General features: G+C 71.9%; 24 protein-coding genes. 10 read left to right on the top strand and 14 right to left on the bottom strand.

Annotated features, from left to right (window positions below; genetic code table 11):
- Positions 1-38 precede the first annotated feature (38 nt).
- Positions 39-1,712 carry a penicillin-binding transpeptidase domain-containing protein gene (locus tag PH203_RS14875; protein ID WP_289920409.1) on the top strand — a complete coding sequence of 558 codons (1,674 nt, stop codon included), beginning with the start codon at positions 39-41 and terminating at the stop codon, positions 1,710-1,712.
- A gap of 31 nt (positions 1,713-1,743) precedes the next feature.
- On the opposite strand, the gene PH203_RS14880 is transcribed toward PH203_RS14875, so the two are convergent.
- Positions 1,744-2,094, bottom strand: a complete 351-nt coding sequence (locus PH203_RS14880; RefSeq protein WP_289920410.1) for an SsgA family sporulation/cell division regulator — start codon at positions 2,092-2,094, stop codon at positions 1,744-1,746.
- Between the two features lie 178 nt (positions 2,095-2,272).
- Here PH203_RS14880 and PH203_RS14885 point away from each other — a divergent pair, with 178 nt between their 5' ends.
- The 6 genes from PH203_RS14885 to PH203_RS14910 all read left to right on the top strand — a co-directional run bounded on the left by PH203_RS14885 (position 2,273) and on the right by PH203_RS14910 (position 7,739).
- Positions 2,273-3,340, top strand: coding sequence for an energy-coupling factor ABC transporter permease (locus PH203_RS14885; RefSeq protein WP_289920411.1), 1,068 nt, complete (start codon positions 2,273-2,275; stop codon positions 3,338-3,340).
- A 1-nt stretch (position 3,341) separates the two neighbouring features.
- The gene (gene cbiQ, locus PH203_RS14890; protein ID WP_289920412.1) at positions 3,342-4,103 is read left to right on the top strand and encodes a cobalt ECF transporter T component CbiQ; all 762 of its coding nucleotides are present in this window, start codon (positions 3,342-3,344) and stop codon (positions 4,101-4,103) included.
- Between the two features lie 5 nt (positions 4,104-4,108).
- Positions 4,109-4,912: an ABC transporter ATP-binding protein gene (locus PH203_RS14895; protein WP_289920715.1), complete on the top strand. Its 804-nt coding sequence runs from the start codon at positions 4,109-4,111 to the stop codon at positions 4,910-4,912.
- A 343-nt stretch (positions 4,913-5,255) separates the two neighbouring features.
- Positions 5,256-5,690, top strand: coding sequence for a MarR family transcriptional regulator (locus PH203_RS14900; protein WP_289920716.1), 435 nt, complete (start codon positions 5,256-5,258; stop codon positions 5,688-5,690).
- Positions 5,691-6,071: 381 nt separating this feature from the next.
- Positions 6,072-6,527, top strand: a complete 456-nt coding sequence (locus tag PH203_RS14905) for an organic hydroperoxide resistance protein (protein ID WP_289920413.1) — start codon at positions 6,072-6,074, stop codon at positions 6,525-6,527.
- A gap of 57 nt (positions 6,528-6,584) precedes the next feature.
- Entirely contained in the window at positions 6,585-7,739 is a 1,155-nt protein-coding gene (locus tag PH203_RS14910) for a serine hydrolase domain-containing protein (protein WP_289920414.1), read from the top strand.
- A gap of 86 nt (positions 7,740-7,825) precedes the next feature.
- Here PH203_RS14910 and PH203_RS14915 read toward each other — a convergent pair whose 3' ends face one another.
- The 8 genes from PH203_RS14915 to PH203_RS14950 all read right to left on the bottom strand — a co-directional run bounded on the left by PH203_RS14915 (position 7,826) and on the right by PH203_RS14950 (position 15,984).
- Positions 7,826-8,101 carry a DUF1876 domain-containing protein gene (locus PH203_RS14915; RefSeq protein ID WP_289920415.1) on the bottom strand — a complete coding sequence of 92 codons (276 nt, stop codon included), beginning with the start codon at positions 8,099-8,101 and terminating at the stop codon, positions 7,826-7,828.
- A 55-nt stretch (positions 8,102-8,156) separates the two neighbouring features.
- Positions 8,157-9,617, bottom strand: coding sequence for a toll/interleukin-1 receptor domain-containing protein (locus PH203_RS14920; protein WP_289920416.1), 1,461 nt, complete (start codon positions 9,615-9,617; stop codon positions 8,157-8,159).
- 135 nt (positions 9,618-9,752) lie between these two features.
- Positions 9,753-10,598, bottom strand: a complete 846-nt coding sequence (locus PH203_RS14925) for an EamA family transporter (RefSeq protein ID WP_289920417.1) — start codon at positions 10,596-10,598, stop codon at positions 9,753-9,755.
- Positions 10,595-11,089, bottom strand: coding sequence for a YbaK/EbsC family protein (locus PH203_RS14930; RefSeq protein WP_289920418.1), 495 nt, complete (start codon positions 11,087-11,089; stop codon positions 10,595-10,597). Before PH203_RS14930 ends, PH203_RS14925 begins: the two co-directional genes overlap by 4 nt.
- A gap of 10 nt (positions 11,090-11,099) precedes the next feature.
- Positions 11,100-12,104, bottom strand: coding sequence for a hypothetical protein (locus PH203_RS14935; protein WP_289920419.1), 1,005 nt, complete (start codon positions 12,102-12,104; stop codon positions 11,100-11,102).
- Positions 12,105-12,294: 190 nt separating this feature from the next.
- A complete protein-coding gene (locus PH203_RS14940; protein ID WP_289920420.1) occupies positions 12,295-12,870 on the bottom strand; it encodes a cysteine hydrolase family protein in 576 nt (191 codons plus the stop codon).
- Between the two features lie 160 nt (positions 12,871-13,030).
- Positions 13,031-15,259, bottom strand: a complete 2,229-nt coding sequence (locus PH203_RS14945; protein ID WP_289920421.1) for an MMPL family transporter — start codon at positions 15,257-15,259, stop codon at positions 13,031-13,033.
- Positions 15,260-15,384: 125 nt separating this feature from the next.
- Positions 15,385-15,984: a TetR/AcrR family transcriptional regulator gene (locus tag PH203_RS14950; RefSeq protein ID WP_289920422.1), complete on the bottom strand. Its 600-nt coding sequence runs from the start codon at positions 15,982-15,984 to the stop codon at positions 15,385-15,387.
- 202 nt (positions 15,985-16,186) lie between these two features.
- Between PH203_RS14950 and PH203_RS14955 the strand changes: the two genes are divergently transcribed.
- Positions 16,187-19,480 (top strand): S41 family peptidase, encoded by a 3,294-nt coding sequence (locus PH203_RS14955; RefSeq protein WP_289920423.1) that lies wholly within the window; start codon positions 16,187-16,189, stop codon positions 19,478-19,480.
- A 93-nt stretch (positions 19,481-19,573) separates the two neighbouring features.
- On the opposite strand, the gene PH203_RS14960 is transcribed toward PH203_RS14955, so the two are convergent.
- The 4 genes from PH203_RS14960 to PH203_RS14975 all read right to left on the bottom strand — a co-directional run bounded on the left by PH203_RS14960 (position 19,574) and on the right by PH203_RS14975 (position 23,217).
- Positions 19,574-19,747, bottom strand: a complete 174-nt coding sequence (locus PH203_RS14960; protein ID WP_289920424.1) for a hypothetical protein — start codon at positions 19,745-19,747, stop codon at positions 19,574-19,576.
- An 88-nt stretch (positions 19,748-19,835) separates the two neighbouring features.
- On the bottom strand, positions 19,836-20,720 hold the full coding sequence (locus PH203_RS14965; RefSeq protein ID WP_289920425.1) for an SDR family oxidoreductase: 885 nt from the start codon (positions 20,718-20,720) through the stop codon (positions 19,836-19,838).
- Positions 20,717-21,634, bottom strand: coding sequence for an alpha/beta hydrolase (locus PH203_RS14970; protein WP_289920426.1), 918 nt, complete (start codon positions 21,632-21,634; stop codon positions 20,717-20,719). Before PH203_RS14970 ends, PH203_RS14965 begins: the two co-directional genes overlap by 4 nt.
- The gene (locus PH203_RS14975) at positions 21,631-23,217 is read right to left on the bottom strand and encodes an NAD(P)/FAD-dependent oxidoreductase (RefSeq protein WP_289920427.1); all 1,587 of its coding nucleotides are present in this window, start codon (positions 23,215-23,217) and stop codon (positions 21,631-21,633) included. Before PH203_RS14975 ends, PH203_RS14970 begins: the two co-directional genes overlap by 4 nt.
- Positions 23,218-23,347: 130 nt before the next feature.
- On the opposite strand from PH203_RS14975, the gene PH203_RS14980 reads away from it, so the two are divergent.
- The gene (locus tag PH203_RS14980; protein ID WP_289920429.1) at positions 23,348-23,992 is read left to right on the top strand and encodes a MerR family transcriptional regulator; all 645 of its coding nucleotides are present in this window, start codon (positions 23,348-23,350) and stop codon (positions 23,990-23,992) included.
- A 6-nt stretch (positions 23,993-23,998) separates the two neighbouring features.
- Here PH203_RS14980 and PH203_RS14985 read toward each other — a convergent pair whose 3' ends face one another.
- The gene (locus PH203_RS14985) at positions 23,999-24,802 is read right to left on the bottom strand and encodes an exodeoxyribonuclease III (RefSeq protein WP_289920430.1); all 804 of its coding nucleotides are present in this window, start codon (positions 24,800-24,802) and stop codon (positions 23,999-24,001) included.
- A gap of 66 nt (positions 24,803-24,868) precedes the next feature.
- Between PH203_RS14985 and PH203_RS14990 the strand changes: the two genes are divergently transcribed.
- Positions 24,869-25,345 carry a GNAT family N-acetyltransferase gene (locus PH203_RS14990; RefSeq protein WP_289920431.1) on the top strand — a complete coding sequence of 159 codons (477 nt, stop codon included), beginning with the start codon at positions 24,869-24,871 and terminating at the stop codon, positions 25,343-25,345.
- The last annotated feature ends 92 nt before the right edge of the window (positions 25,346-25,437 follow it).

The following is a 25,437-nucleotide window of genomic DNA, read 5'->3' on the forward strand; positions in this document are numbered from 1 at the left end:
CAACGGGGACCCTGGGGATGCACGGAGGACCGAGGACAGTGGGCAAGAGAAGGCGCGTCGCCGAGCGACGTAGGACGAATCGCCCCGCCGTGATCGGCGGGATGATCGCCGTGGTCGTCGGCGGCGCGGGCTTCGCCGGGTACGTGCTGTACGGCGGCGGCGCGGCGGCCGACGACCGGACGTCCTCGGCCGCCGACCAGAAACCGAAGGTCAGGACGGGCCCGCTGTCGGCGAAGGAGGTCGACGGCGCGGCGCGGACCTTCCTGACGTCCTGGCAGTCGGGCAAGGTCGCGCAGGCCGCGGCGGTCACCGACGACTCGCCGGCGGCCACGGCCCTGCTCACCGGCTACGCCAAGGACGCCCACCTCAAGGGCGTCACCCTCACCCCGGGCACCCCGACCGGCGGCAAGGTCCCCTTCTCCGTGAAGGCGACGGTGTCGTACAAGGGCACCAGCAAGCCGCTGACGTACGACAGCTCGCTCACCGTCGTACGGAACACCGCCACCGGGAAGCCGCAGGTCCAGTGGCACTCCGCGGTCGTCCACCCCGATCTGGAGGACGGCGACACCCTGGTCACCGGGGAGGCCGGGACGCCGCCGGTCAAGGCGGTCGACCGGGACGGGGGCGAGATCACCGAGGAGAAGTACCCGTCGCTGGGCTCGGTCCTGGACGGGCTGCGGGAGAAGTACGGCAAGAAGGCCGGCGGCAAGGCGGGCGTCGAGCTGCAGGTGATCCGGGGCAAGGAGTCCAAGGCGGACAAGTTGTCCGACAAGACCCTGCTGACGCTGACCAAGGGCACGCCGGGCACGGTGAAGACGACGCTCAGCCCGACCCTGCAGGCGGCCGCCGAGGCGCAGGTCGCGAAGAAGGCGAAGTCGTCGGTGGTGGTGCTGCGGCCGTCGACCGGGGAGATCCTGGCCGCCGCGAACGCCTCGCACGGCTTCAACGTCGCCTTCCAGGGCTCGCTCGCGCCGGGTTCGACGATGAAGGTGATCACCTCGTCGCTGCTGATCGAGAAGGGGCTCGCGTCGGCGGACAAGGAGCATCCGTGCCCGAAGTACTTCACGTACGGCGGCTGGAAGTTCCAGAACGACGACAAGTTCGAGATCAAGGGCGGCACCTTCAAGGCGAGCTTCGCCCGGTCCTGCAACACCGCCTTCATCAGCCAGGCGCCTGACCTGGACAACGACTCGCTGACCAAGCAGGCCCAGCAGGTCTTCGGCCTGTCCATGAACAACTGGGCGGTCGGTGTGCCCACCTTCGACGGCTCGGTGCCGGTGCAGTCGCAGGCGCAGATGGCGGCCTCGCTGATCGGCCAGGGCGGGGTCCGGATGAACCCGCTGAACATGGCGTCGGTGTCGGCGACCGTGGAGTCGGGCGTCTTCAGGCAGCCGTACCTGGTCTCCCCGGACGTGGACGGGCGCAAGCTGGCGACGGCCTCGCGCACGATGTCGTCGGGCACGCTCTCGCAGCTGCGGGAGCTGATGTCGTACACGGCGGCCTACGGCACCGCGGCCGAGGCTATGCAGGGGGTCTACGGCAACGTGGGCGCGAAGACCGGCTCGGCGGAGGTCGACGGGCAGAAGAAGCCCAACGGCTGGTTCACGGCGTACCGCGGCGACCTCGCGGCGGCCGGTGTGGTGCAGGCGGGTGGGCACGGCGGTGACACGGCGGGCCCGATCGTGGCGGCGCTGCTGAAGACGGGCAGCTGAAGACGGGCAGCTGAGGACGGGCAGCTGTCGGTCAGGACGTGACGGGGGTGGCCGTGTACGTCCGGCGCAGGAACCTGAGCAGGGTCTTCGACTCGAACTGCACGACGGAGACGCCCTGCGAGGAGTGGAACTCGACCACGGCCTGGACCCGTCCGCAGGGCCACACCCTTACGTCCCCGGCCTCGACCGGGGCACGCAGGCCCTTCTCCAGCAGCTCGCGCTGGAAGGTCCATTCGTGCGGCCCCGGCAGTCCGACGCGCACCGCGCGCGGGTCGCTGTCGGGGTCGTAGCGCAGGACGACCGGGACGGCCTCGGGTTCCGCGACCGCGAGGTCGGTGTCCGTGACGATGTGGGCTCGCGCGTACTGTTCGACTACGGACATCGGAACGGCCCCTTACGCTGCGTGACCTGTGCGGAAGCTGTGCGCCCGCTTCCTCTCCAATGTCGCATATTTTTCGGATCGCGCTCCTGGACGCCGGACATCGTCGGGCATCTCACATGCACGATGCACGAGTGGCTCGCTCTTGCAAAAGGTTCGCATTAAGCCACATCATCGTGGGGTGCATGTGCCTGACGGATTCATCGACGCCCCCACGTCCGCCGCCGCCGGAGTGGTCGCCGCCGCGGCCGTCGCGGTGTCCCTGCGCGGCGCCCGCCGCGAACTCGACGAGCGCACCGCGCCGTTGGCCGGCCTGGTGGCGGCGTTCATCTTCGCCGTGCAGATGCTGAACTTCCCCGTCGCCGCGGGGACGAGCGGCCATCTGCTGGGCGGCGCCCTCGCGGCGATACTCGTCGGACCCTTCACCGGGGTCCTCTGCGTCTCCGTCGTCCTGCTCATGCAGGGCATCCTCTTCGCGGACGGCGGCCTGACCGCGCTCGGCGTCAACATCACCGTCATGGCCGGGGTCACGACGGTCGTGGCCTACGCCGTCTTCCGCGGCCTGGTGAAGGTGCTGCCGCGGGGCCGGCGCTCCGTCACGGTCGCCTCCTTCAGCGCCGCGCTGCTCTCCGTGCCCGCCGCGGCCCTCGCCTTCACCTTCATCTACTGGATCGGCGGCACCACCGACGTCGCCATCGGCAAGGTCGCCACCGCCATGGTCGGCGTGCATGTGCTGATCGGCATCGGCGAGGCCACGATCACCGCGCTGACGGTCGGCGCCGTCGTCGCCGTACGCCCGGACCTGGTGTACGGGGCGCGCGGACTGCAGCAGCGGCTCAAGCTGCGGGTGAACGGCGAGCTCGTGGACGTACCGGCGCCCGATGAGGCGCGCACGGCGCCCGTCGCGGCGCGCACCTCCCGGCGCGCGCTGTGGCTCTCCGGTCTCGCCACCTCCCTCGTCCTCGCCGGAGTCGTCAGCTTCTACGCCTCCGCCAGCCCCGACGGCCTGGAGAAGGTCGCCTCCGACAAGGGCATCGACAAGAACGTCGAGGAGCACGCCGCCGCGGACTCGCCGCTCGCCGACTACGGCGTGAAGGACGTCGACAACGCCCGCCTGTCCGGGGGGCTGGCGGGCGTGATCGGCGTGGGCGTGACGGTGGTCGCGGGCACGGGCGTGTTCTGGGCCGTGCGCCGTCGTCGTGCGCACGACGTCTCCCCGTCCGGCACGGCCGTCGGTTCGAGCGCCTGACATGGGGGCCGGGCACGCGCACAGGCTCTACCGGCACGGGCACTCGGCCGTGCACAGCCTGCCGCCGCACACGAAACTCGCCGCGGTCTTCTGTTTCGTCGTGGTCGTCGTCTCCACCCCGCGCGAGGCGATGTGGGCCTTCGCGCTGTACGCCGTCCTGCTGGGCGCCGTCGCCCGCCTCGCGCGCGTGCCCGCCGGGTTCGTGCTCAGACGGCTGCTCATCGAGGTGCCGTTCGTGGCGTTCGCGGTGCTGCTGCCGTTCGTGGCGGAGGGCGAGCGGGTCGAGGTGCTCGGGCTCTCGCTGAGCGTCAGCGGGCTGTGGGGCGCCTGGAACGTGCTCGCCAAGGGCACGCTAGGCGTCGCCGCCTCGGTCCTGCTGGCCGCCACCACCGAACTGCGTGAACTCCTGCTCGGCCTGCAGCGCTTGAAGCTACCGCCGCTGCTCGTGCAGATCGCGTCCTTCATGATCCGCTACGGCGACGTCATCACGGACGAGATGCGGCGGATGCGGATCGCGCGGGAGTCACGGGGGTTCGAGGCGTCCGGCGTGCGCCACTGGGGTGTGCTGGCGAAGTCGGCGGGGGCGCTGTTCATCCGCTCGTACGAGCGGGGCGAGCGCGTCCACCTCGCCATGGTCAGTCGTGGGTACGCCGGTTCGATGCCGGTCATCGACGAGGTGACCGCGTCGCGGGCGCAGTGGACGTACGCGTTCGCGCTGCCGGGTGCGGCTCTCGTCGTATGTCTGCTGGGATGGATGCTGTGAGTGAGTTGGACGCCGTGAGTGGGCCGGACGCCGTGAGTGGGCCGGACGCCGTGACCGCTTCCCTCGAGGTCTCCGGCCTCGCCTACGCCTACCCCGACGGCCACCAGGCGCTGTTCGGCGTGGACTTCTGCGTCGCGCGCGGCGAACGCGTCGCGCTGCTCGGCCCGAACGGCGCCGGCAAGACCACCCTCGTCCTCCACCTCAACGGCATCCTGACCGGCGGCGCGGGCACGGTGAAGGTCGCCGGACTGCCCGTCGGCAAGCAGCACATGGCGGAGATCCGGCGCCGCGTCGGGATCGTCTTCCAGGACCCGGACGACCAGCTCTTCATGCCGACGGTCCGGGAGGACGTGGCCTTCGGTCCCGCCGCCGCGGGCGTGAAGGGCGCGGAGCTGGAGGCACGGGTCGACCGTGCGCTGGCGCAGGTCGGCATGACGGAGTTCAAGGACCGCCCGCCGCATCACCTGTCGTTCGGCCAGCGCCGCCGGGTCGCGGTGGCGACGGTGCTCGCGATGGAGCCCGAGATCCTCGTCCTGGACGAGCCGTCCTCCAACCTCGACCCCGCCTCCCGCCGCGAACTCGCCGACATCCTGCGCTCCCTGGACGTGACCGTGCTGATGGTCACCCACGACCTCCCGTACGCCCTGGAGCTGTGCCCGCGCTCCCTGATCCTCTCCGAGGGCGTCATCGCGGCCGACGGCAAGACCGCCGACCTGCTCTCCGACGACGACCTCATGCACGCCCACCGCCTGGAACTGCCCTACGGCTTCGATCCGCGTTCGGTCTCTGGGGCACCCGCGCGTCCGTGAGAATGGGCGCGTGACGAACGAGGAGAGGCCTGGGGCGCGTGGGACGGGGGTGCGCGAGCCGGGGGTGCGCGCGGTGGAGAGGGCGCGCGATGTGCGGGTGCGCGCGGAGGGGGCCTGCGACGCGGGCGGGCCTGTCGTGGAGGCTGCTCGCGACACCGGTGGGCTCGCCGCGGCAGGGGCTCACAGCACCGGCGTGCCCGTCGTGGAAGCTGCTCGCGACACCGGCGTGCCCGCCGCGGCAAGGGCTCGCGCAGAAGGCGTGCGCGCCGAGGGGGTGTGCGTGGAAGGGGCGCGTCCCGAGGGGGCGCGCTCTGATGGGGCGCGCGCAGCGCACGAAGGGTCGCTGCTGCTCGACGAGCAACTGTGCTTCGCGCTGTACGCCGCCCAGCGCGCCGTGACCGCCGCTTACCGCCCGCTCTTGGAGGAACTCGGCCTCACCTACCCGCAGTACCTCGTCCTCCTCGTCCTCTGGGAGCGTGGCGAGACGACGGTGAAGGAGCTGGCGGCCGCGCTCCGGCTCGACTACGGCACGGTGTCGCCGTTGCTCAAGCGGCTGGAGAGCGCCGGGGTTGTGCGCCGGGAGCGCGCGGCCCACGACGAGCGCTCAGTACTCGTCGCGTGCACCGGGCGCGGCGAGGAACTGCGGGAGCGAGCGGCGCGCGTACCGGGCGCCCTGCGCTCGGCGACCGGCCTCGACGTCGCGGACGTCGCGAGGTTGCGCGAGGAGCTGTGGGAGCTGACGCAGAGGGCGCACGCGGCGGCCGAGCGCCCCATCTGACCTCCCCGCACCACATCTGCCCTCCTCACGCCTCTCCCTGGCGCCCCGCGCCCCTTCCCGACACCCCACGCCCTTCCGGACACCCCACGCCCTTCCCGGCACCCCACGCCCCCTTGCGACGCCCGCGCCCCTTCCCGGCATCCGGCGCCCTTCCCGACACCCCACCCCCCTCCCGACACCCCACGCCCCTTCGCGGCACCCCACGCCCTCTTGCGACGCCCGCGCCCCATCTCGGCACCTCACGCCCCCCTCGCCAGTCGGCACACCCCCGTGAGCTCCTGTTACCCACGGTCGCTACCCCCTGGTAACCCCACCTCCACCTACCGGTCGGTACCTTGTGCACGATGTTTTTGTGCGCACCTGTTCTGGGGGGAGCCAGCCATGACAGCCACGAATGAGGAAGCCGCCGTCGACACCCGTCCGACGAAGATCATGTTCGTCGCCGAGGCCACCGCCCACGGCGGCCGGGACGGCTATGTCACCAGCCAGGACGGCCAGATCGAGCTGAAGGTCGCGATGCCGCCGCAGCTGGGCGGGGACGGCAACGGCACGAACCCGGAGCAGCTCTTCGCGGCCGGCTACAGCTCCTGCTTCCACAACGCGCTGATCCTGGTCGGCAACCGGGAGGGCTACGACCTGACCGGTTCCACGGTCGCCGCGAAGGTCGGCATCGGCCCGAACAGGCACCGCGGCTACGGCCTCGCGGTAGCGCTCAGCGTCTCTCTCCCGGTCCTCGACGCGGACCTGGCGGCGAAGCTGGTGGACGCGGCCCACCAGGTCTGCCCGTACTCGAACGCGACCCGGGGGAACATCGACGTGACGATCCTGCTTGGCTAGAGGAGAGGCACCGGGAGCCACCGGGAGCCACCCGGCAGCGCGAACAGGAGCACGGACGTGGACGTGAACGGCACGGTCGAAGAGGGCTTCGAGCCGGTCAGGGAAGCGTTCGTCAGGAACTTCGAGACGCTCGGGGACCAGGGCGCCGCGGTGGCCGTCTACCGGGACGGGCACAAGGTCGTCGACCTGTGGGGCGGCACCAAGGACGTCGACGGCACCGAGCCGTGGGTGCAGGGCACCGCCCAGATCATGCGCTCGGCGACCAAGGGCGTCGCCGCCGCCGTACCCCTGATGCTCGCCCAGCGCGGGCTGCTGGACCTGGACGCGCCGGTGGCGGCGTACTGGCCGGAGTTCAAGGCGCGCGGCAAGGAGCGGGTGCTGGTCCGGCAGGTGCTGAACCACCGGGCGGGGCTGCCGGTGCTCGACCGCCCGCTCACGCCCGAGGAGGCCCGGGACCCGCTGAAGGGGCCCGAGGCGGTCGCCGCGCAGGCGCCCGTCTGGGAGCCCGGCACGGACCACGGGTATCACGCGCTGACGTACGGCTGGCTGCTGGACGAGCTCGTGCGGCGGGTCACGGGGGCCGGAGCCGGTGAGTGGATCGCGTCCGAGATCGCCGGACCGCTCCGCGCAGCTCTGTGGCTGGGGCTGCCGGAGTCGGAGGCGTACCGGGCCGGGCGGGTGGGCCGGGTCGAGGGGCCCGAGCCCGCGAACGCGCTGCGGGCCCGGCCGAAGCGTTCGGTGACCGAGGCCTACACCGACCCCGGCTCGCTCACCAACCGCGCCTTCGGGGCGATCACCCCCTTCCCGGACCAGAACGACCCGGCGTACCGCGCGAGCGCGCTGCCCGCGACGAACGGCGTCGCGACGGCGGACGGACTGGCCCGTTTCTACGCGGCGACGATCGGCGAGGTGGACGGCGTACGGCTGTTCACGCCGGAGACCGTCGAGGCGGCGCGCGCGGAGGAGTCGGCCGGACCGGACCGTGTGCTGGTGATCAGCACCCGTTTCGGCCTCGGCTACATGCTGCACGGCAGCGCCTCACCGCTCCTCGGTCCGGGCTCCTTCGGCCATCCCGGCCGCGGCGGCGCCCTCGGCTTCGCCGACCCCGCCTCGGGCATCGCGTTCGGCTATGTCACCAACGGCCTGCGCAGGACGGTGACGGCGGACCCGCGGGCGCAGGCCCTGGTGCGGGCGGTACGAGCAGCCCTTTAGCCGTGCCCCGGCGACCAGACGCGGATCGGTGACCAGACATGCCCCGGCGACCCGACGTGGATCGGTGACCAGACGCGGATCGGTGACTAGACGTGGATCGGGTGCGACGTCCGCCCCGACGCCTCGTCGATCTCCCCGTGCGCCTTGGTCAGCAGCTGCATGGCCAGTTCGTTGAGCGCGCGAGCGCCCGCGATCTCCTCCCCCACCCTCGGCTGATTGGAGTCGGTGTGGTGGCGGCTTGCCTGTCCGTGGGCCCGTACCTCGGAGCCGTCGGGCAGGCGCACCATGGCCACCGCCCGGGTGTGTTCGGTGTCCTCCTGGAACTCCAGCTCGACGTGCCATCCCACAGCGGTGTGCATCATCACGATCACCTCCGGAAGACCTGCTTCCAGAGTGCTCCTCCGGGGTGGGCACCGCCTAGTCGGGCTCGGCGAACTCCTCGGGCCGCGGGGCAGGAGCGGTCGGCTTGGTACGGGCGGGGCGGCTCATCTCCGCGACCCGCAGGACGAGTCCGTCGCGGAAGCCGCTGATCTGCCGTACCAGTTCACGCCGCTGCCGCCGCTGGTAGCGGTAGGCGGTCTCCAGGGTGCCGAGTGCCGTCGCGGCGCCGATGAGGACCATGACGCCGAGGGCTACGTACCGGCGGACCGTTCCCTCGCCCTCGGTGGCGTAGGCGAGTCCCGAGGCCAGGAACAGCGCGGCCGTCAGGGCCAGCCACAGGACGTATCCGGCGAGCATGAGGGGGTGGTCCTGGCTCAGCCACGCGCGCCGCGGCCGTTGCGCCTCCCGCGCCACCCGCCCGAGCGCGCCGGTGATGTCGTCGAGCTCCCAGGCCGCCTTCTCCCGCTGTTCCAGGGAGAGCGGGGCCGTCATGCGGTCCAGGCGGAGGTGGAGCCGGGCGGCCGCGCGCCGCAGGACGACGCGGGTGACGCGGGCGGGCAGCCGGTGCGGCCAGCGGGCCCACAGGTCGGCGTCGCGCTTCTTGAGGCGGAGGTGGGTGCGGGCCGCGCGGGCGACGGCGACGCTCAGGACGAGCAGCAGCGCGAAGGCCACCACCGGGCCCGGGCCGCCGCTCAGCCCCACGCTCCCGCCGACGAGGACGAACCCCACGCCGATCGGCCAGGTCTGCCGGATGTACGTCTGGTGCCGCACGGCGTGCAGATCGCGCTCCAGGTCGTCGACGGACCGCCGTACCAGCCGGACGGCGGCGACCGCGATCAGCGGCGCGCACAGCAGCAGGGTGGACATCAGCGCCAGGCTCAGGGTGTACGGCAGCACGTCCGTGCCCGCCCAGCTGTCGTCCTGGGGCAGGGCGGGGACACCGGCCAGGACCGCGCAGGCGAGCACCGCGGTGAGGACGCCGAGCCACCGCCCGGGCCGCGCGCGCTCCTCCGGCGCCGGGACGGGCTCCCAGTCCGCGCGGACGTCCCGCTCCAGTACGGCGATCAGCTCGGCGACGTCCCCGTCCCGGTGCGCCCGGCGCAGCGGCTGGCCGTTCACGGCGACGATCTCCCGGATGGAGGCGGGAAGTTCCTCGGGCCTCGGCACCACGGCCCCGTCGAGCAGCACCGGGATGACCACCTTGCCGCCCGCGAAAGCCTGTTCGATCTCCTGGCGGACCCAGTCCTCCTCGTGGTCGAGGCGGCGCGCCCCGGAGGCGTCCCGGACCTCGGCCCACCCCGGGTGGAGCACGGCGAGCAGCACCTCGCAGTCGTCCACCCGCGCCCGCAGCGCGTCCGAGAACCGCTGCCCCGGCAGGAGCGACGGCCGGTCCAGGAACACCTGGCCGCTGCCGAAGTACCGTTCGAGTTCCGCGTAGAGGTCCTCCACCGTCGCCGAGTGGTCGCCCCTGCGGTAGTTGATGAATACGCCGCCCATGGGGCCGTTGGTACCAGAGAACCGGCGACGGACGAACGACGTTCACCCCGGCGCTTCACCCGTACGAGGACACGGGAGGACACGGGAGGACACGGGAGGACTTCGACGACGTGCCCGGCGCACCGGCGAGGGCGCCTACCCGGCGTGCAGCATCAGCCCGATCCCCGCCACCAGCAGCCCCGCCGCCACGATCCGCGGCGCCCCGAACCGCTCCTTGAAGAACACCGCCCCGATCGCCGCCCCCACGATGATCGAGGACTCCCTGAGGGCCGCGATCGGCGCGAGTTCCGCCTTGGTCTGCGCCCACAACACGAGGCCGTACGCGGCGAAGGACAGTGCCGCCCCCAGCAGCCCGAGGCCGGCGAACGGCCGCAGGACAGCGACGACTTCACCGCGCCAGTGCCAGACCGCGTACACCGGGATCACCACCCCCTGGACCGCCATCAGCCAGGCGATGTACCCGAGGGACGACCCGGAGGCGCGCACCCCGAGCCCGTCGACGACGGTGTACGCGGCGATGGACATCCCCGTCGCCAGCGCGGCCCCGATCGCCGCCCAGTCGGGCCGCCGCCCGCGCAGCCCCCACAGCGCGACACCGGTCAGGCCCGCGCAGGACAGCGCGATCCCGGCCGCCGCCCAGCCGTCCGGCACCTCGTGCGCGAAGACCGCGGCGAGCACGGTGACGACGAGCGGCGCGCTGCCGCGCGCGATGGGGTACGCCTGGCCGAAGTCCCCCAGCCGGAAGGACTTCATCAGCAGCGCGTAGTACACGATGTGGATCGCGCAGGAGACGAGGAGATACGGCCACGCCCGCGCCGCCGGGAACGCCGCGAACGGCACCGTCGCCAGCCCGATCAGCATCCCGCCGCCGGATATCAGCGTGAACCCGACCAGCTTGTCGGTGATCCGGTGCGCGATGGCGTTCCAGCCGGCGTGCGTCACCGCGGCCAGCAGGACAGCCGCGGTGACCAGCGGCGTCACGGGTTCTGCTCGCGGACGTCCACCAGCGTGCCGCCCGCGTGGGCGATCAGCGTCTTGGGCTCCATGGGGAAGACGGTGTACGGCGTGCCGGCCGCCGCCCACACGATGTCGTGGTCGAGCAGCGAACGGTCCGCCAGCACCCGGGTCCTGGTGCGGTGCCCGAAGGGCGGCACGCCGCCGATGGCGTACCCGGTCGTCTCCCGTACGACGTCCGCCTGGGCCCGGGTCACCCTCGCGGCGCCGAGTTCCTGCCGCACCCGCTCCACGTCCACCCGGGACGCCCCGTCCATCAGCACGAGCACCGGTACGCCGTCCGCCGCGAAGATCAGCGACTTGCAGATCTGGCTGAGCTCGCACCCGATCGCCGCGGCGGCCTCGGCGGCGGTCCGGGTCGCGTCCGGGAAGCGGCGGATCTCGGACCGCAGTTCGGCGAGACCGAGTGCGGTGAGCGCCTCGGCGAAGCGGGGGTGGGCCCCGGAGTCTGTCGTCATGCACGGCACGCTAGCGGTGCGTGTACGGGACATGCGACCGACTTCCGGGGTGCACGGCCTGCCGGGCCCGTGCCGTGACGCGGTGCGCCTCCGTCAGCGCGGCGCGGGCGGAGAGGGCCTGGGGGTGGCGGGGGCCGAGCAGACGGGCGGAGCGCTCGGCGAGGGCCGCGAGTTCACCGGTGAGGCGTTCCAGGTCGGCCAGGTCGAGACGGGAGTCGGCGATCGTGTGCCGGGCCGAGACCCTCACGACGAGCGCCTCCAGGGCGCGGGGGTGGTCCGCGCCCCAGCGCTCGGCCAAGGCGCCGCAGACGCCGACGAGTTCGTCCGCGAGCGCCTCCACCCGGTGGTCGCCCCGGGCCGCTCCCCTGCGCTCGGCGTGCAGGAGCACGGAGATGCAGTGCATCCGCACGTCCAGCCATGTCTCCTCGTCACCGGCCGGGCCGAGGTGGCTCATGGCCTCCTCGGCATGGCCGCGCGCCTGCGTCCAGTCCTTGAGGCCGGCCTCCAGCCCGGCGAGCCGGGACAGCGTGCGGGCGCGCTCCAGGCCGGTGCGGGCGGCGCGCAGGGCCGAGTCGAGGGCCTCGCGGGCCCGGGCGGTGAAGCCGAGTTCGGACAGGACGGCGGCCATGCGGAGGTGCACCGCGCACCGGTGCTCCTCGGGGACCAGTCCGGCGCCGATCCGGTCGACGACGACACCCACCGCCCGTGCGTACTCCCCCTGGGCCGGCGGGCCCGACGCCCGCAGCAGCGCCAGGAAGTACGACATCGCGCCGGCCGCGGCGGGGGTGTCCAGGAGCTCCTCGTCGTCGGCCAGATGCCGGACCTCCGCCCGGAGCGGCCCGAGCGCCTCGTCCGTGGTCGGCGAGGACCGTACGGCCCGTTCGGCGACGTCGATCCGGCGCCGCCAGCTCGCCGTGGGAGCCGTCTCGGAGCGGCCCGGTCCGGACTCCTCCCACTGCTTGAGCGCCTCCGGACCGCCCTCGCCGATCCGTGCCTCGTGGTGGGTGTCGGTCATGGTGTCCCGACGGGGTGCCGCGCGGTGCCGTCCACCGTGCCCGAGGTGCCCATGACCGCCCCCAGCGCTTCCTCGACGAAGTCCCGGCGCCCCTCCCGGGCAGGGAGGGCGTATCCGGATCATGCCATGGCACCGGCCAAGGATCCGTGGATCCTGGGGAGTTGACCGGGGCACGTCCGGGCCGGGCGGATCAGCCCCCGGTCACCTCGGCCGGCCCCTCGAACGACACCTCCTTGGTCTCCACCACCCCCGCCGTCCGCCCGGGCGCCGACTGCCACCGCCAGTACAGGTTCGTGTGGGCGATGACCTGCTCCACGGGCGGGGCGCCCCACGCGCTCTTGTCCCCCGCGGTGTGGGCGTCGCCGACGAGTGTCACGTCGTAGCCGCGGGTGAACGCCCCGTGGATCGTGGAGCGGATGCAGGCGTCGCTCTCCGCGCCGGTCACGACGAGCCGTCCGACACCGGCGCCGGCGAGGACCTCCTCCAGGTCGGTGCCCTCGAAGGAGTCGCCGTAGCTCTTGTGGACGAGCGGCTCGGAGTCGCGCCGGAGCAGTTCCTCGACGTACTGCCAGTCCTCGCTGTCGCGGGGCATGTCCTCGTCGGAGTGCTGGACCCAGACGACCGGTATGTGCTCGGCGCGGGCCCGGTCGACGAGGGCGGCGATGTTGGCGACGACCTCGTCGCGCCGGTGGGCCCCGGTGACGACGCCCTTCTGGACGTCGATGACGAGCAGTGCCGTACGGGGTCGTGCGGAGAGTGTGGTCATGGCGTCCACGCTAGGGCCTGCCACTGACAACGGCCCCGGCCTCGTGCTTCGCCCCGGGCCGCTGCCGGCGGTTGCCGCCACGGGGGGGCCAACTGCCGAAGCCGTGGTGCAGCGGGCTGCACCACGGCTTCGGAACAGGAGCTGTGAACGGGCGCTCAGGTCAGACGCGTACGAGTTCCCGGTCCTCGTCCTTGTCGTCCTGCCGGTCGCCGTCCAGGGCGCGCAGTCCCTCGCCCTCGACATCCACGTTGGGCAGCGCGCGGTCCAGCCACTTCGGCAGCCACCACGCCTTCCTGCCGAGCAGTGCGAGCGCCGCCGGGACGACCGCCATGCGGACGACGAACGCGTCGAAGAAGACGGCGATCGCGAGGCCGAAGCCGATCATCTTGATCATCGACTCGCTGGAGCTGATGAAGCCGCCGAAGACGGCCATCATGATGATCGCGGCCGCGACCACGACCCGCGAGCTGTGCCGGAAGCCGGTCACGATGGCCTGGCTGGGGCTCTCGCCGTGGACGTACGCCTCGCGCATCCGGGTCACGAGGAACACCTCGTAGTCCATCGCGAGACCGAAGACGACGCCCACCATGAAGATCGGCATCATCGACATGATCGGGCCGGTCTCCTCGACCCCGATCAGACCGCTCAGCCAGCCCCACTGGAAGACCGCGACGACGGCGCCGAGCGCGGCGAGCACGCTGAGCAGGAAGCCGAGGGCCGCCTTCAGCGGGACCAGGATCGAGCGGAAGACCACGATCAGGAGGAGGAAGGCGAGGCCGACCACCAGGGCCAGATACGGGATCAGCGCGTCGTTGAGCTTCTGCGAGAAGTCGACGTTCATCGCGGTGGTGCCGGTGACCAGGACGTTCGTGTCCGTGTCGGCCTTGACGTCGGCGCCCTGGTCACGGATGGCGTGCACCAGGTCCTCGGTCTGCGTCGACGACGGCTTGGAGTCCGGGATCACGGTGATGGTGAAGGTGTCCCCGGCCTTGTTGAACCGCGCTGGCGTCACCGCGGCGACATCGTCCAGGTCCTTGATCCGGTCGGCCACGTCGTTCGCGGCGGCCTTCGGGTCGTCACCGGCGACGGCGTCGCCGACGACCATGAGCGGACCGTTGAAGCCGGGCCCGAAGCCCTCTGACAGCAGGTCGTAGGCGCGGCGCTGGGTCGTCGAGGTGGGCTGGGAGCCGTCGTCGGGCAGGCCCAGTTCCAGCTGGGAGGCCGGGACGGCGATCGCACCGAGGCCGGCCACGGCGAGCAGCAGTACGGCGGCGGGGCGGCGGACGACGAAGCTCGCCCAGCGGACGCCGAGGCCCGGCTTGGCGCCCTGGCCCTTGTTCTGGCCCTGGGCGGTCTTCTTCGGCTTGCGCTTCTCGCCCGCGGGGCGGACCTTGCGGCCCGCGTACCCGAGCAGCGCCGGGACCATGGTCAGCGCGATGAGGACGGCGACGACGACCGTGCCGGCCGCCGCGAGGCCCATCTTGGTGAGCATCGGGACGTTGACGACCGTGAGGCCGGCGAGGGCGATCACGACGGTGAGGCCGGCGAAGACCACGGCCGATCCGGCGGTACCCGCGGCCCGGCCGGCCGCCTCCTCGCGGTCGCGTCCCTCGGCCAGTTCGCCGCGGTAGCGGGAGACGATGAACAGCGCATAGTCGATGCCGACGGCGAGGCCGATCATCAGCGCGAGCGTGGAGGTGGTGTCGCCGAGGTCGAGCGCGTTGGCGAGCGCGGTGATGGTGGAGACGCCGATGCCGACGCCGATGATCGCGGTCAGCAGCGGCAGCCCGGCCGCGACCAGCGAGCCCAGCGTGATGACGAGGGTGACCGCGGCGATGGCGAGGCCGACGATCTCACCGGCCGCGCCGGGCTCGGACGCGGCCTGCAGCGCGTCACCGCCGATCTCGACGGTCAGCCCGGTGTCCCGGGCCTCGTCGCCGGCCTTCTCCAGGGCGTCCTTGGTCGAGTCCTTCAGCTCCATGCCGGGGGCGTCGTACGTCACGGAGATGTAGGCGACCGTGCCGTCCTTGCTGACGGCGTTCGTCTTGTACGGGTCGGTGACGGAGACGACCTCGGCGCCGTCACGGAGTTCCTCGACGGCCCTCGTGACGGTCGCCTTGTTGGCGCCGTCGGTCATCTTCTCGCCCTCGGGCGCCTTGAAGACGATGCGTCCGGTCGCGCCGTCGGCACTGCCGCCGGGGAACCGCTGTTCCAGCAGGTCGAAAGCCTTCTGTGCCTCGGTCCCCGGAATGGAGAAGGAGGTGGAGCCCGCAGCGGGCGCCGAGGCCGCGCCGACCCCCGCGAGGGTGAGCAGGGCGACCCATATCAGGGCGACGAAATGCCGTCGCCGGAAGGCGAGCCGGCCGAGTTTGTAGAGGAACGTGGCCACGTGGGCGTACTCCCGGTCAGGTCGTGGTGTGGTGCGGGGAAGGGGTGATCGGCCCGGTTGGGGACATGGGCGATCGTCCCGACGACTTGAGCGGTGACGTCAGGTGCTGGAACTGCGGGGAAGGATCAGGGGAGGGAGACGCCGAGGGCCGGGAGGACCACGGCGTCGATGTACGAGGTGAGGAACGCCCGTGTCGGAGGCATGCCGTCGATCATGGTCCGGGTCGCGAACGCGCCGACCATCATGTGGATGGTGTAGTCCAGGGCCGGGCAGTCCGCCCGGACCTCGCCACGGTCGATCGCGCGCTGCATGACCTTCTTGAACTCCTGCATCTCGGGTTCGACGAGGAGTTCCCGGAAGGCCTTCATCAGCTCCGGATTGTCGTGCACGGCCATGGCCAGGGCGCGCATCAGGTCGGAGTTCCGCTCCATGTCGCAGTCGTCCTCGCGGCAGACGAGGGTATGGAGGTCACTGCGCAGGGATCCGGTGTCGACGTCGGCGGTGCCGCCCGGCTTCTGGCTCCGCATGGCCTTCACCACCAGCTCCGGCTTGCCGCCCCACTGTCGGTAGAGCGTCGCCTTGCTGGACTTGGTGCGGGCCGCGACGGCGTCCATGGTGAGGGCGTCGTAGCCGACTTCGCGGAGCAGGTCGAGCACGGCCGCGTACAGCTCGGCCTCGCGCTCGGGCGTGATCCGACTGCGACGCGCGGTTGCCACCCCGGCCATGATCTTCGCCTCCCACTCCGAACGACACGGTTTCGTACGTGACGAATGTAGCGCATCCTCGATACGAAACGAAACAGTTTCGTACGTGTCTTGGGTCACCGTGTCGGCACCGGGTCCGCTTCACCGCCGGGGCCCGGGTGCCGCCCCCGGGAAATCGCGGCCACGAGTTGCTCCGGCCCATCCCCCGGAAAAGCATGGGGAGGTGAGCTATCTGCGCCTGCCGCATCTGAGCGGCGACCTCCTGTGCTTCGTGGCCGAGGACGACCTGTGGCTGGCCCCCCTCGACGGCAGGGGCCGCGCCTGGCGCCTCACCGTCGACCGCACCAAGATCGGCCACCCCCGCTTCTCCCCCGACGGCCGCCACATCGCGTACACGAGCTGGCGCAGTCTGGTCCCCGAGATCCATCTGGTGGACGTGGAGGGCGGCCCCGGCAGACGGCTCACCTACTGGGGCTCACCCGACACCCAGGTCTGCGGATGGACACCCTCCGAAGGAGAAGGAGGTGCAGGAAAGGGAGGTGCGCAGATCCTCGCCGTCGCCTCGCACGGCGAGCCGTTCTCCTACTTCACCTGGGCCTACAAGGTCCCCACCGACGGCGACCCCGGCCGCAAGCTCCCCTGGGGCCCGGTCTCCGACCTCCAGGTCGCCGACCTCGACGGCGAGCGCCGCACCCTCCTCCTGACCGGCACCCCGCCCCACGAACCGGCCGCCTGGAAGCGCTACCGGGGCGGTGCGACCGGCCGCCTGTGGCTGCACGGCCACCGCCTGCTGGAGGGCCTGGAGGGCCATCTCCACTCGCCCATGTTCGTCGGCGGCCGCATCGCGTTCCTCTCCGACCACGAGGGCGTCGGCAACCTCTACTCCTGTGCCCACGACGGCTCCGACCTGCGCCGCCACACCGACCACGACGCCTTCTACGCCCGGCACGCGGCGAGCGACGGCACCCGGGTGGTGTACCAGTGCGCGGGCGATCTGTGGATCGTCGACGACCTCGCCGCCGAGCCGCGCAGACTCGACGTACGGCTGAGCGGACCGCGCACGGGCCGCCGTACGTACCAGGTCCCCGCCGCCCAGCACGTGGACGGCGTCTCGGTCGACGAGACGGGCCGCGCGAGCGCCGTCGTCGTACGCGGCAGCCTGTACTGGCTGACCCACCGCGACGGCCCCGCCCGTACGATCGCCGACACCCCCGGCGTACGCGTCCGGCTCCCGGAGATGCTCGGCTCGGGCGGCCAGGTCGCCTACATCACGGACGCGGAGGGCGAGGACGCGGTCGAGATCGCCTACCTCCCGCGCGCGACCGGCGACCGCGAGCCCCGCCGGCTGGCCTCGGGCGAGCTGGGCCGGGTCCTGGAGATGGTGTCGGACCCGCAGGGCGAACGCCTCGCCATCGCCTCCCACGACGGCCGCCTCCTCCTGATCACCGTGTCCGACGACGAGGCCGCCGCCGCGGGCACGGAGGACTCCGACGGCGAGGTCACCGAACTGATCCGCTCGGTCAACGGCCCGGTCCGCGACCTCGCGTTCTCCCCGGACGGCGCCTGGCTGACCTGGTCGCACCCGGGAATCGGCAGATCCCTGCGGCAGATCAAGATGGCCCGCATCTCCCCGAAGGGAGGGGGGGACCGGTTGATCGTCGACGTCACCAACGGCCGCTTCGAGGACGAGAACCCGGTCTTCACCAGGGACGGCCGCTATCTGGCCTTCCTCTCCTGGCGGGGCTTCGACCCGGTGTACGACGTCCACACCGGCGACCTGTCCTTCCCGCTCGGCTGCCGCCCCTACCTGGTCCCCCTGTCGTCGGCGACCCCGTCCCCCTTCGCCCTGACCCCCGAGGGCCGCCCGGCGGCGGGCGGCCTGGACCCGGCGGAGGACGAACCCGGCGACGGCAGCACGGTGACGGTGGAGGTGGAGGGCCTGGAGAACAGGGTGACGCCCTTCCCCGTCACCGCGTCCAAGTACTCGGCCCTGTACCCGGTCGCGGGCGGCGGCCTGGTCTGGCTGCGCTGGCCGATCTCCGGCGCCCTGGGCGAGACGTTCGCGAACCCGGACGACACCACGGGCCGCCCCACCCTGGAGTACTTCAACATCACCAAGGCGAAGAAGTCCGAACTGATCGAGCACCTCGACTGGTTCGCCGTCAGCGGCGACGGCTCCCGCCTGGTCGTCGTCGACGAGGGCGAGCTGCGCGCGGTCCCCGCCACCGAGTCCGGCGACAGCGACACGACGGTCTGGATCGACGCCCGCCGCATCCTCCACGAGGTCGACCCCGGCGCCGAGTGGCGCCAGTCGTACGAGGAGGCGGGCCGCCTGATCCGCGCCTACTTCTGGGAACCGCAGATGTGCGGCATCGACTGGGACGAGGTGCTCGCGCAGTACCGTCCCCTGGTCGAACGGGTCGCCACCCCCGACGAGTTCGCCGACCTCCTGCGCGAGGTCCTCGGCGAACTGGGCACCTCCCACGCCTACGTCACCGCCGCCCGCCGCAACGAGGGCCCGCCCCACTACCAGCGCAGGCAGGGCCTGCTCGGCGCCAACTTCGCACGCAGGGACGGCGGCTGGACGGTCAGGCGCATCCTCCCCGGCGACTCCTCCGACTCCAAGGCCCGCTCCCCGCTGGCCGGCACCGGCATCCGCGAGGGCGCGGTCCTGACCCATGTGGACGGCCGCGCGGTGGACCCGCTGACGGGCCCGTATCCGCTGCTGGCGGGCGCGGGCGGTACGACCGTGGAGCTGACCTTCACCCCGGCGGAAGGCGAGGGACGCGCGCGGCGGGTGGCCGTGGTCCCCCTGACGGACGAGCGGCCGCTGCGCTACCAGGACTGGGTGGCCAAACGCCGGGAGGTCGTACGGGAGTTGAGCGGCGGCCGCTGCGGCTACCTCCACATCCCCGACATGGGCGGCTCCGGCTGGGCCCAGTTCAACAGGGACCTCCGCATGGAGGTGTCGAGGCCCGCCCTGATCGTCGACGTACGCGGCAACGCCGGCGGCCACATCAGCGAACTGGTCGTGGAGAAGCTGACCCGCACGATCCTCGGCTGGGACCTGACGAGAAACGCCCAGCCGGTGTCGTACGCCTCGAACGCGCCTCGCGGCCCGGTGGTCGCCCTGGCGGACGAGGCGACGTCCTCCGACGGCGACATGATCACGGCCGCCTTCAAACTCCTCAAACTGGGCCCGGTGGTGGGCCAGCGCACCTGGGGCGGCGTCGTCGGGATGACCGGCCGCCACGAGCTGGGCGACGGCACGGTGATCACGGTGCCGATGAACGCGGCCTGCTTCGACGCGTACGGCTGGTCGATCGAGAACCGGGGCGTGACACCGGACCTGGAGGTGCTGAGGACGCCGCTGGACTGGGCGGAGGGACGACACGCCCAGCTGGACGACGCGGTGAGACTGGCGGTGGACCTGCTGACGACGACGCCTCCGGCGACCCCGCCGGACTACACGAACGTTCCGGACCGATCGAGGCCGAAGCTGCCGCCGCGTACGTGAGAAGGGGCGTACGCGAAAAGGGGCGTATGTGAGAGGGGGGTACGCGAGAAGGGGCGCCCTGTTCAGGGCGCCCCTTCTGCTCAGCGTGCTGCGTCAGGCGTCATAGTCCTGGTCGAAACGGTCCTGCTCCTCCTGCTGGAGTCGCTCCGTCTCCTCGTCCTGATGCCGGCCGCGCTGCTGGGCCTGCTCCTTGGCCTGCTCGGCCTTCTGCTTGGCCTGCTGCTGCCACTGCTCGGCCTTGTCCTGGAACTGGTCCTTCATACCCATGTGGGTTCACTCCCGATGTGGGTGAGGGGGAGGCCCCGAGCCGGGGCCTCGACCAGATTCACACGACGGGACACACCCCGCATTTCGATCAGTCACGGCGTGTAGCGCGCGCCTCCTCATCAGCCGCCCCACCTGCGCCGACGAGTCCGATCCGCATGCCGTCCAGCCGGTCCCCGAACCGCCGCATCTCGCGCACCCCGACCGTCCCGATGAGCCCCGGAAGATACCCGCGCACGCCCTGCATGCCCCGCAGCCACCACTGCCCGTACACATGGCTCGACCGCCGCTCGATCCCGGCCACGATCCGGTCCACCGCCGGACCCAGCGGATACGTCTTGTTGGCCGGCCACGGCAGCCGCTGCCTGAGCTCCCGCATGACGTCGTCCTGATCGGCCCCGCGCACCATGTCCGTGTCGGTCCACGACAGATAACCGACCCCGACCCGCACGCCCTTGTACCCGACCTCGGCCCGCAGACTGTGCGCGTACGCCTCGACACCCGCCTTGGAGGCGCAGTACGCGGTCATCATGGGCGCCGGGGTGATGGCGGCGAGGGAGGCGATCTGGAGCAGATACCCCCGGCTCTCCATGAGCACCGGCAGGAACGCCCGCGCGGTCACGGCCGACCCGACCAGATTGACGTCGATCACCCGCCGCCACGCCTCGGGATCGGAGTCGGCGAACGGACCCCCCGTGGCCACACCGGCGTTGGCGACCACGATGTCGACCTTCCCGAACCGCTCCTTCACCTCCTGCGCGACCCGCGCCATCGCCTCGTGGTCCGTGACATCGGCGAACCAGTGGTCGCTGTCGGTGTGCAGCCGCTCGGAGACCTGCTTCAGCGCGTCCGGCTCCAGGCCGACCAGCGCGATCCTCGCCCCGCGCGCCGACAGCTTGCGGGCCAGCAGCTCGCCGACACCGCGCGCCGCTCCGGTGACGACGGCGACCTGTCCTTCGAGACCGACCCTGCTCATGCGCCCTCCTTGATGGCCGCGTACGTCGTCACGAGGTCCCGGATCTTCCCGGTGACCAGCTCGGGCGCCTCGACGGGCGTCATGTGCCCGAGTCCCGGCAGTTCGGTGAGCCCGACGCACCGCGGGAGCGCCGCCACCAGCGAACGCGCGTGCACCGGCGGCGTCAGCCGGTCCGCCGTGCCCACGACGACGGCCGTCGGCACGTCCAGGGACCGCACCCCGTGGTCGAGGTCCAGCAGATCGAGGACGTGCGACCAGGCGTACCGCACCTTGCGCGGACACGCGTGCACGATCCGCGCGCACGCCTCGACCATGTGCGGGGCCGAACCGGGGCCCATCGTCCCGTACTTGAGGATCCCGCGGGCGATGGGCGTGACCGGCCCGAGCGGCGCCCGGGACCCGAGGATGTGCTTGGTCAGCCAGGTCCGCAGCCGCCCCGGACGGATCGGTACGACGGTCGACTCGGCGACCAGCCGCGAGGACCCGGTGCTGCACAGCAGGACGGCGACGGCGTGCTCCCGGAACTTCTCGCGCGAGGCGGCCGCCATCACCGTCATCCCGCCCATGGAGTGACCGGCGATCACGGCCTTCTCCCCCGGCGCGAGGGTGGCCTCCAGTACGGCTTCGAAGTCGTCGGCGAGCGCGTCGGCGCTGCATGCCGGGCTCGCCGGGCTGCGCCCGTGGCCGCGCTGGTCGTAGGCGACGACCCGGTGGTCGACGGCCAGGTCGCGGATCTGCGCCGCCCAGAAGGCGGTCGAGCAGGTCCAGCCGTGCGCGAGGACGACGGCGGGCGCGCCCTCGGGCCCGTGCACCTCGACGTGCAGCCGGGCGCCGTCGGCGGACACGGCGGTCAGCTCACGGGCGGGTACGGGCGGGGCGTACGGCCCGGAGGCCACGCTCATGATCCGGCTCACGCGCTCACCTCTTCCTTGTCGTCCTTGCCGGTCGGGCGTGTGTTGCCGGTGCTGTTCGGCTTGCTCGCCTTGTTTGTTCTGCTTGCCTTGCTCGCCTTGCCCGTGTCGCTCGCCCCGGCGCGGAGCACCGCGTACTCGGTGATGTCCACGCGCCGCGTCGCGCGCCGGAACTCGGTCGTCGTACCCGGCCAGACGGTGGTGTTGCGGCCGTTCGCGTCGAGGTACCAGCTGGTGCAGCCACCGGTGTTCCACACCGTGCGCTTCATCCGGTCCTGCACCCGCCGGTTCCAGGCGGCGACGGCGCTCGGCCGGGCGTCGAGGGCGGCCCGGCCGCCCAGGACGTCCAACTGCCGTACGAAGTCGGCCAGGTAGTTCAGCTGGGACTCGATCATCAGGATCATCGAGGAGTTCCCGAGCCCGGTGTTGGGCCCGATGATCGTCATCAGGTTGGGGAACCCGGCGGCGGAGGCACCGCGCAGGGCCTCCATCCCGCCCTGCCACGCCTCGGCGAGCGTCCTGCCCTCCGCGCCCACCACCCGGTCGGCGATCGGCATGTCGGTGACATGGAACCCGGTCCCGAAGATGATCACGTCGGCCTCGGCCTCGGTGCCGTCGGCGGCGACGAGGGTGGAGCCGCGGACCTCGCGGAGCCCGCTCGCGACCAGGTCGACGTTGGGCTGGGCGAGCGCCGGGTAGTACTCGCTGCTCAGCAGGATCCGCTTGCAGCCGATGCGGTAGTCGGGCGTCAGCTTGGCCCGCAGGGCGGGGTCCTTGATGGCCCGGGCCATGTTGCTCCTGGCCAGCTTCTCGACCAGCCCGAGCTCATCGGGGTGCTTGGTGAACGCCTGGACCTGCAGCTCCCGGATGCCCCACAGGAGCCCGCGGCGGGCCTGGGTGGTGAAGGGCAGCTGCCGGTGGAGCCGGCGCTCGAAGGAACTGATGGCCCGGTCGACGCGGGGCATGACCCAGGGCGGGGTGCGCTGGAAGAGGGTGAGCTTGCGCGCGAGGGGCTGGATGGCGGGCACGATCTGGATCGCGGAGGCCCCGGTCCCGATCATCGCGACCCGCTTGCCGCGCAGGTCGTAGTCGTGGTCCCAGCGGGCGGAGTGGAAGACCTTGCCGGGGAAGGAGTCGAGCCCCGGGATGTCGGGGGTCTTCGGGTCGGACAGCGGCCCGGTCGCGGAGACGACGACGTCGGCGGAGAGCCGCCCGCTGCTGGTCTCGATGTCCCAGCACAGCCGCTCGCCGTCCCAGGTCGCCATCTTCACTTCGGAGTCGAAGCGGATGTGCGGCCGGAGCCGGAAGACATCGGTGACGTGCTCCAGGTAGGCCCGGATGTGCTCCTGCCCGGAGAAGGTGCGCGGCCAGTCGGGGTTGGGCGCGAAGGAGAAGGAGTAGAGGTGGGAGGGCACGTCACAGGCGCACCCGGGGTAACTGTTGTCCCGCCAGGTCCCCCCGACGCTGTCGGCCCGCTCCAGGACGACGAAGTCGGTGATCCCTTCGCGCCGCAGCCGTACGGCCGCCCCGAGCCCGCCGAACCCGGACCCGATCACCGCCACCCGCACATGCTCGTGCTCGGTCATGCCGACACTCCTCCACCCAGCGCGACTCTGCCAGTGAACACTGGCGCAATGGGAGGGTAGGGCAGCTTCTTACCGATGGGTAGGGGGCGGGGCCACGAAAGTTACCGGAGGTACAACATAGGCTGCGACCGTGACGGAGAAGCGTGAGTACCGCATGGAGGAACTGGCCAGGGAAGCCGGCATCACCGTGCGCACCCTGCGCTTCTACCGCGAACGCAAACTCATCCCGCCACCCCGCCGCGAAGGCCGTATCGCCTGGTACGACGACCATCACCTGGCCCGCCTGCGCACGATCGCCGCGCTCCTGGAACGCGGCCACACCCTGACCGGTATCGCGGAACTGGCGGAGGCCCTGGACCACGGCCGCGACGTCGCGGACCTCCTGGGCGTGGAGCCCCCCTCGGAGGAGGAGCCGATCCGCCTCACCCCCGAGGAACTCGCCGCCCGCTTCGAGGGCCAGGTCACCACGGAGAACCTCGCCGCCGCCCTCGACCTCGGCTACCTCGCCACCGACGGCGACGAGATCGTTCACATCAGCCGCCGCCTCCTCGACGTCTCCTCCGCCCTGGTCCGCGAGGGCATCCCCCTCGCCGAGGTCCTGACGGCCGGCAAACACGTCCGCGAGCACGTCGACGACCTGGCGGAGATGTTCGCCTCCCTCGTCCTCCGGTACGCCACCGAGGACGACCTCCAACGCCTGCGGCCACTGGCCCGGAGCGTGGTGGAGGCGGAGCTTTCGCTGGCGCTGGACCGGCGGTTGCGGAAGCGGGACTGAGCCGGACTAGAGGTCGTACACGACCGTGACCGGCGCATGGTCCGACCAGCGCTCGGCGTGCGTGGCCGCGCGCTCGACGAACCCCTTCACGGCCTTGGCGGCGAGGCCGGACGTCGAGAGGTGGTAGTCGATGCGCCATCCCGAGTCGTTGTCGAAGGCCCGCCCCCGGTACGACCACCAGGAGTACGGCCCCTCGACGTCCGGGTGCAGCGCCCGTACGACGTCGACGTACCCCCCGTCGTCGGCTGCGAGGACCCGGCTGAGCCACTCCCGCTCCTCCGGCAGGAACCCGGAGTTCTTCTGGTTGGCGCGCCAGTTCTTGAGGTCGGCCTGCTGGTGGGCGATGTTCCAGTCGCCGCAGACGACGACCTCGCGCCCGTCGGCGGCGGCGCGCTCACGCAGGTCCTTGAGGTAGGCCAGGAACTCGGTCATGAAGCGGTACTTCTCGTCCTGCCGCTCGGTGCCGACCTCGCCGGAGGGGAGGTAGAGGGAGGCGACCGTCACACCGGGCAGGTCGGCCTCGACATAGCGGCCGCTCGTGTCGAACTCGGACGAGCCGAAGCCGACCTGGACGCGGTCGGGCTCGCGGCGGGTGTAGAGGGAGACGCCGGCGCGGCCCTTGGCGGCGGCGGGGGCGTGCACGACGTGCCAGCCGTCGGGGGTGCGGACCTCTTCGGGCAGCTGCTGCGGCTCGGCGCGCACCTCCTGCAGGCACAGCACGTCCGCGGAGGTGTCCGCGAGCCGCTCCACGAAGCCCTTCTTCGCGGCGGCGCGGAGTCCGTTCACATTCACAGAGGTCACAGTGAGCACCCCGGCACGATACCGGCACACTGGACTGGATCCGATGTAAGAATGTATTGATATACGGTAGGAAACATGAACATCCGTCGCGTCCCGTTCGATCACCCCGACGCCGTCAAGCTCAACGACCAGGTCCAGGCCGAGTACGCCGCCCGCTACGGCGACGGCGGCGACGCCACGCACATGGACCCGGCCCACTTCGAGCCGCCGAACGGCGTCTACCTGATCGCGTACGACGAGAGCGACTCCCCCGTCGCCACGGGTGGCTGGCGTGCCCAGGACGCCAACGACGAGGGCAACCGCGACGGCGACGCCGAGCTCAAGCGCATGTACGTCACCGAGCAGGCGCGGGGCCTGGGTCTCGCCCGGCGCATACTCGCCGCGCTGGAGGAGGACGCCCGGGCGGCGGGGCGGATCCGCATGGTCCTGGAGACCGGCGACAAGCAGCCGGAGGCCATCGCGCTGTACGTCTCCAGCGGTTACGAGCCGTGCGAGAAGTTCGGCTACTACCGGCACTACGAGTCGAGCCGCTGCTTCGCGAAGACCCTGTAGGCCGGTCCTGTGGGCCGGTCGTCCTGTGCGTCGGCCCTGTACCGGTCCTGACGGGCGTCCGGTGCGGCCCGGCGTCCTGGCAGGCGCGCGAG

It is taken from the genome of Streptomyces sp. S.PB5, from assembly GCF_030403745.1.
Lineage (GTDB): Bacteria > Actinomycetota > Actinomycetes > Streptomycetales > Streptomycetaceae > Streptomyces.